General features: G+C 63.0%; 10 protein-coding genes. 5 read left to right on the top strand and 5 right to left on the bottom strand.

Annotation, left to right across the window (positions count from 1 at the left end; translation table 11 throughout):
* Window positions 1-264: 264 nt before the first annotated feature.
* Together EG885_RS21580 and EG885_RS21575 are read right to left on the bottom strand one after the other, a co-directional pair.
* Entirely contained in the window at window positions 265-612 is a 348-nt protein-coding gene (locus EG885_RS21580; RefSeq protein WP_131578772.1) for an antibiotic biosynthesis monooxygenase family protein, read from the bottom strand.
* On the bottom strand, window positions 609-938 hold the full coding sequence (locus EG885_RS21575; protein WP_131578770.1) for an NIPSNAP family protein: 330 nt from the start codon (window positions 936-938) through the stop codon (window positions 609-611). The genes EG885_RS21580 and EG885_RS21575 overlap by 4 nt, the downstream gene beginning before the upstream one ends.
* A 77-nt stretch (window positions 939-1,015) precedes the next feature.
* On the opposite strand from EG885_RS21575, the gene EG885_RS21570 reads away from it, so the two are divergent.
* The 4 genes from EG885_RS21570 (at window position 1,016) to EG885_RS21560 (ending at window position 3,488) form a co-directional block, all read left to right on the top strand.
* On the top strand, window positions 1,016-1,702 hold the full coding sequence (locus EG885_RS21570) for an ArsR/SmtB family transcription factor (protein WP_131578768.1): 687 nt from the start codon (window positions 1,016-1,018) through the stop codon (window positions 1,700-1,702).
* Window positions 1,703-1,895: 193 nt separating this feature from the next.
* Entirely contained in the window at window positions 1,896-2,117 is a 222-nt protein-coding gene (locus EG885_RS21565) for a helix-turn-helix domain-containing protein (RefSeq protein ID WP_207392381.1), read from the top strand.
* Between the two features lie 189 nt (window positions 2,118-2,306).
* Window positions 2,307-2,456, top strand: coding sequence for a hypothetical protein (locus tag EG885_RS22915; RefSeq protein WP_165571265.1), 150 nt, complete (start codon window positions 2,307-2,309; stop codon window positions 2,454-2,456).
* A 33-nt stretch (window positions 2,457-2,489) separates the two neighbouring features.
* Window positions 2,490-3,488 (top strand): Gfo/Idh/MocA family oxidoreductase, encoded by a 999-nt coding sequence (locus EG885_RS21560; protein ID WP_131578766.1) that lies wholly within the window; start codon window positions 2,490-2,492, stop codon window positions 3,486-3,488.
* A 30-nt stretch (window positions 3,489-3,518) separates the two neighbouring features.
* Here EG885_RS21560 and EG885_RS21555 read toward each other — a convergent pair whose 3' ends face one another.
* The 3 genes from EG885_RS21555 to cueR are packed head-to-tail and all read right to left on the bottom strand — an operon-like array spanning window position 3,519 to window position 5,190.
* Complete coding sequence (locus tag EG885_RS21555; protein WP_278248504.1) at window positions 3,519-4,235, bottom strand: glutaredoxin family protein; 717 nt, start codon at window positions 4,233-4,235, stop codon at window positions 3,519-3,521.
* 47 nt (window positions 4,236-4,282) lie between these two features.
* Window positions 4,283-4,738 (bottom strand): DUF411 domain-containing protein, encoded by a 456-nt coding sequence (locus tag EG885_RS21550; RefSeq protein ID WP_207392379.1) that lies wholly within the window; start codon window positions 4,736-4,738, stop codon window positions 4,283-4,285.
* A complete protein-coding gene (gene cueR / locus EG885_RS21545) occupies window positions 4,735-5,190 on the bottom strand; it encodes a Cu(I)-responsive transcriptional regulator (protein WP_131578764.1) in 456 nt (151 codons plus the stop codon). The genes EG885_RS21550 and cueR overlap by 4 nt, the downstream gene beginning before the upstream one ends.
* A gap of 145 nt (window positions 5,191-5,335) precedes the next feature.
* Between cueR and copM the strand changes: the two genes are divergently transcribed.
* Window positions 5,336-5,746, top strand: coding sequence for a CopM family metallochaperone (gene copM, locus EG885_RS21540; protein WP_131578762.1), 411 nt, complete (start codon window positions 5,336-5,338; stop codon window positions 5,744-5,746).
* Window positions 5,747-5,899 lie beyond the last annotated feature (153 nt).

Here is a 5,899-nt window from a genome sequence, read left to right as displayed (position 1 = left end):
CGAGGCCCCGGGGCTTTGCCCGGCACAAACCGGATCCTGCCCGATTGACCTTGCTGCGCTGAGCAAACGGCTGGTCTGAGGACACTGCCCCACAGTCGCGCTGTGCCCTCGACCGGCCGCTTTGGGCCGAACTCTCCTGGCCCCCGCCCGATCACGCCGGTCGCGCCGCCGGGCAAGGCAGATCGACGTGACAGAACCTTGTGCGAGTTAGAGGCAGATCCAGGATGCGCTGCGTGCGATAGGCCGTTCGCAGCCCTATCGCGGTCATTGCTCATGCGCCAGCTTGCTGTCCGCGGGGGCCTCGGCACGATCGAACATACCGTAGTCGCGCAGGACATGCGCTATCCGAATGCGATAGTCGTCGAAGATGCCGTTCCGTCCTTGGGTCTGCCCGCTGCGATGTGCGGAAAGGGTGCGCCACCGGGCAACCGCCGCCTCGTCCGTGAAATACGACAGTGACAGAATCTTGCTGGGGTCGGTCAGGCTTTGGAACCGCTCGACGGAAATGAAGCCTTCGATCTGCTCCAGCATCGGGCGCAGCTGGGCTGCGATCTGCAGATAGTCTTCCTTGCGACCTGTCGTGGGATGGACCTCGAAGATGACGACAATCATGCAGCACCGTCCGTGTCATCGGGGGTGGACACAAGTTTCAGGAAGGTCCTGTCCTCGCGCAGCAGGAACTTCTCTCTCTGGGCGAATTCGTAGTTTTCACGGCCTATCGGATCGGCCGCCAATCTGGCACGGTAGGCTTCGTAATCGGCAAGGCTTGCGACGTTGTAGATGCCATAGGCCAGGGTGCTGGACCCTTCGTGCGGGGCGAAATACCCGATCAACTCTGCCCCGCAGCGCGGAATGGCCTGCCCCCAGTTTCGGGAATACGCGGCGAACTGGGCGCGTTTGGTCGGGTCGATATGATAGCGGATGACGCATGTCAGCATGTCGTGGTCCTTTTGGTCAGCCTGTCCGAACAGTCTAGCACCTTGTGAGGCTTTCATGCTTCGCCTAACGTCGAAGCATGAAAGAAGGACCGGATATCGCCTATGTCGCCGCCCTGATCGGCGAGCCTGCGCGGGCCAACATGCTGACCGCGTTGATGAGCGGCAAGGCATTGACCGTCAGTGAACTGGCCGAAGAGGCCGGTGTGACGATCCAGACGGCAAGCGCGCATCTGTCCAGGATGGAAGAAGGCAGGCTGCTGCGCCCCAGAAAACAAGGCCGCCACAAGTATTTCGCGCTGGCGAGCGACGATGTCGCGCATGTCCTGGAGGCGCTGATGGGCCTTGCCGCAGGCGCGGGTCATCTGCGAAAGCGGACCGGGCCCAAAGATGAGACGCTGCGCCACGCGCGGGTTTGCTACAATCATCTGGCGGGCGAAATGGGGACGCGGCTCTATGAAAGCCTGGTGTCGCGGGGATTTCTGGGTGCTGTCGAAGAGGGTCTCATCCTGACAGAGGACGGTGCTGCCTTCGTCACCGGGTTCGGGATCGGTCTCGATGTCCTTCGCGAAAAGAAGGTTCCGTTGTGCCGCGAGTGCCTGGACTGGAGCGAGCGGCGCCCCCATCTGGCCGGCAGCCTGGGCCGCGCCTTCCTGGGGCGGTTCGAGGCACTGTCCTGGGCCAGGCGGGATCAGACAAGCCGCGCGATCCTGTTCTCCGCTCGCGGCGACGCTGCTTTCGGGCAGGTCTTTCCGAGCGGAACCTGATCCCGCATCGGGGGCAGGCGTCATTCACCCTGAATGTTTGCACCGTCTCGCGCTGCTGACACTGCGTGGCGTATCCTGCTGCGGCGGGCATCAAGCGCCAGCCTAGCTCATTAACCCGACCCTGATGCTTCGGCCCGTGCCGAAGCATTCCCCGTGGTTCTGCGCCACGGTGTTTCCCGCCAATGGACCCCGCATGGCCTTACATCGACCCGCATCGCCGAAAGTGCCGCCGTCGTGGGCGAGCCCGCGCGCCGACATGCTGGCCGCGTTGATGGATCGGCGGGCCCTGATCGCGACCGAACTGGCGCAGATCGCAGCGATCACGCGTCAGACTGCCAGCGGCCATCTGGCCCGGTTGACCTCGGTCGGGATGTCCGTGGCGGTTCCGCCGTCGTCGGGCCGAGTTCATATGTGAAACGATCGATTCACATATCCTGCCATGGAGCAGCATTCCGCAATCCTTTTCGATGTCATTTCGCATTGTCCGGAAGGCAGGCATTGCCCATGATCGTCTTCTTGAACGAAAGGCCCTCATGAAATCTGTCATGGGCCGGGCTCGCTTTGCACGATAATCTGGGCGCGGATGCGGCTGTCGGGAACGGGGATGAATTGGAACAAGGCGCTTGCAGAAGCATGGACCGGACAGGAAGGGCTTGCAGAGAGCAAAATCTTGCTGTGGGACGAGGAGATCCGTTCTTCGAAGGCCCTTTCGGATCTAGTGTTTGCGGTCTTGCGCAAGGACCGGATGGTTTGAGGAAAAGCCGTTGATGCAGCTGGCGGAGGTGGCATGAAAACAGTGGCAATCGTCGGCCTCGGCATGGCTCTGGCGCCGCATATGGCGAGCCTTGCCGATCTGAGGGGCCGGGCGCATCTGGCCTATGCGGTCGCGCGCAGTCCCGCCCGACGGGCCGCGTTTGACGCGACCTATGGCATGGCTGCAACGGCTGATCTGGACGCTGTTCTTGCCGACCCTGCCGTGGATGCGGTGATCCTGCTGACCCCGCCCGACACCCACCACGATCTGGGCGCGCGCATCCTGTCTGCGGGCAAGCACGTGCTGATCGAAAAGCCCGGCGGGTTGGTGACCGACGACACCCGCTTTCTGGCGGACCGGGCAAAAGCCCTGGGCCTCTTCGCCGCGCCCGTGCTGCAGCATCGGTTCCGACCGGCTGTTCGCGCAGTGGCGAACTGCATCGCATCGCAGGAACCCGGCAATCTTTGCGGCGCCCATTGTCTGATCCCGTGGTGGCGCCCTCAATCCTATTACGACGAGCCCGGTCGCGGCACGTTGGCCCGGGACGGTGGGGGCGTCTTGCTGACGCAGGCCATTCATACACTCGACGTGCTGCGTGCCTTGAGCGGCGGCATCACGATCACCGCCGCCCATGCCGTGACCAGCCAGGCTCATCGGATGGAGGCCGAGGATATGGTCTGTGCCTTGGCGACCTTCGGAGCCGGCGCTGCGCCCGGCACCATCATGGCCACGACCGCCTGCTATCCGGGGATGCCAGAGACGATGACGCTGATCTTCGAGCGCATGACGATCCGCATCGACGGGCTGCAGGCGCAGGTTTTTCACCACGACGGCAGGGTGCAGACCTTTGGGGGCGAAGGCGCCAGCGGCAGCGCGGTCGATCCCATGGCCTTCGACCATGCCAGCCACCGCGACCTGATTTCCGCGTTTCTGGACGCCCTTGAAGGCAAGGCCCCGCTGGCCGTCGATCTGGGCGATCTGATCGGAACGCGAGAGCTGATCGACGCGATGACCCCTGTCCCGACACCCTGAGGGCACGACGAAGATCAGCCTGACGCACCCTCAATGTCCCAACATGGTGACCTTGACCAGCATCCAGAGGGCCATCGCGATCATCATCAGGTTTTCGGTCAGCGAGACGAAGCCCAAGGGCACATTGCTGTCGCCGCCGACGCAGGCGCATCTGATCTCTCGTTTGTCGATATAGACCGCCTTGCAGACCGACACGGCGCCGATCGTGCCGATAAACAGGGCGACCGGGATCGACAGCCACATCAGCGTGCCCGCGACCATCAGAACGCCCGCCAACCCTTCGGCGAAGGGATAGACGTATCCGTAGCGGACCCATTTTTGGGCCAGCAGATCATAGTTCAGGAACATCGTGGCGAAGCTGTCAACGTCCTTCAGCTTCTGCAGGGCCAGAAGACACATGGCAAAGGCCACAAACCACTCCGCCGCAGCGACCGTGATCAGCCGACCAAAGGCCGCCCAGCTGACAGCCAGCGCCATCGCGGCGGCCATGGCGAAGAGGGCGATCACCGGTCGGTAAGTCGTCGCGCTTTTGTCCCGCACGGTCTTTCCGAAATGACGCCGCAGGTCGTCATAGCCGCCGATCCGCTGGCCGCCGATGAAGGTCTGCGGGGTGGTCTGAACCTCATGCTGCTGCTTGAAGGCATCGATCTCGGCGCGGGTGGTCAGATGACGGTCCTCGACGTCAAAACCCTGACGCCTGAGCAGATCGAGCGATTTGAGGCCATAGGGGCACATATGCTGTGTCATGACCATCCGATGGAGGGTCGCGGATCTGGCGTTGAAAGGGGTCATGGTCAACCTCGATGGCTTGAAAAGATCCGGGTGTCCGACCCGGACCAGAGAATGACGTCGAAAGGATCGCGCGCGCCGCCCAGTTCGATGCCGGGTGATCCGACAGGCATGCCGGGAACCGCGAGGCCTCTCGCCTGCAGGCGCTCATCGATCAGGCGTCGGATGTCGGTGGCGGGCACATGGCCCTCGATCACGCAACCTTCGATCAGGGCCGTATGGCAGGACCGCAGGGGCGTCGGGACCGCATGCCGGTTCTTCACGGCCTCCATGTCCTGGGTCATCACCCCATCCACAGCAAAGCCATGCTGTTCGAGATGCGCGACCCAGGCACCGCAGCATCCACATTCGGGCAAGCGGAACACCCGCGCCCGGACCTGCACCCGACGCGCGCCTGCCACGGTCGGGGTTGCCAACGGGCAGGCAGCCGTCGTCGTCGTGACCATCCGTCGATCGATCATGACCCGATCCTTGCCTTGAAGCCTTTTTCGGACAGCTTGCGGGTGACCTTGTTGTCGCCCCCCTCGGGCGTCTCAAGCTGTTGCAGGATCGGGCAGCCCGGACGCTCGTTGCCGGCGCAGGCATTCGCCAGATCCTCCAAGGTGTCGGCCATGTCTTGCAGATGCGCGATCTTGTGGCGCAGATCCCGGACACGCGCCTGCGCCAGGGCCTTCACATCGGCACTGCGCCTGTCCTTGTTGCGCCACAGGTCCAAAAGCTCGGTGATCTCGGCGATCGAAAAGCCCAGATCGCGGGCGCGGGCGATAAAGCGCAGCATGTGGACATCGTCCGGCGCGTAATCGCGATATCCCGAGGCCGTTCTTGCGGCCGCCGGGATCAAACCGATCTGTTCATAATAGCGGATCATCTTGGCCGACACGCCCGAGCGTGCGGCGGCATCACCGATGTTCATGGGCGGGGCTCCGTGGTTGCGGTGACAGGGATATGGGGCTTCCCATCATGGGAAGGTCAAGCGCGGCATCACGATTTTGTGGCAGTCTTGACCTTCCAACGATGGGAAGGGCTATCTGACAAGGCAGGAAAAGGAGAGCCCTGCCATGAAGACATTCGTCCCCGTCCTGCTGACGGCCATTGCCCTTGCGACCCCCGGTCTTGCCCAGCAGGCAATGGACCACTCAGCCCATGGCGACATGGCCCAGATGGATCATTCGGCGCATGGCGACATGGCCATGTCCGAGGCGCAGCCCGGCGACACGCCCGCGACCACGGCCTATCGCGAGGCGATGGCAGAGATGCACACGAACATGGAGGTCGAATATTCCAACGATGCGGATGTGGACTTCATGCGCGGCATGATCCCCCACCATCAGGGCGCCATCGACATGGCCCGCATCGTGCTGGAACACGGCTCGAACCCCGAAGTACGGACCCTGGCCGAAGAGGTCATCGCAGCCCAGGAGGCCGAAATCGAGATGATGGAGGCGTGGTTGGCCGAACACGACGGCTGACGGGGCAAATTTTACCGCGCTCAGGATGCTAGGGTCAGGATGCATTGATTTCCGTTTCGCGGCGTGATTCACGGCCCAGAAACGGAGCGGTGACATGAGCGACCTTTTCTGGCTGACTGCCGCGCAGATGGCACGCATGGCCCCCTTTTTTCC

It is taken from the genome of Paracoccus nototheniae (assembly GCF_004335005.1).
Taxonomy (GTDB): Bacteria; Pseudomonadota; Alphaproteobacteria; order Rhodobacterales; family Rhodobacteraceae; genus Paracoccus; species Paracoccus nototheniae.
The sequence above is the reverse complement of the archived record's forward strand: the minus strand, read 5'-3'. Positions and strand labels throughout refer to the sequence as shown.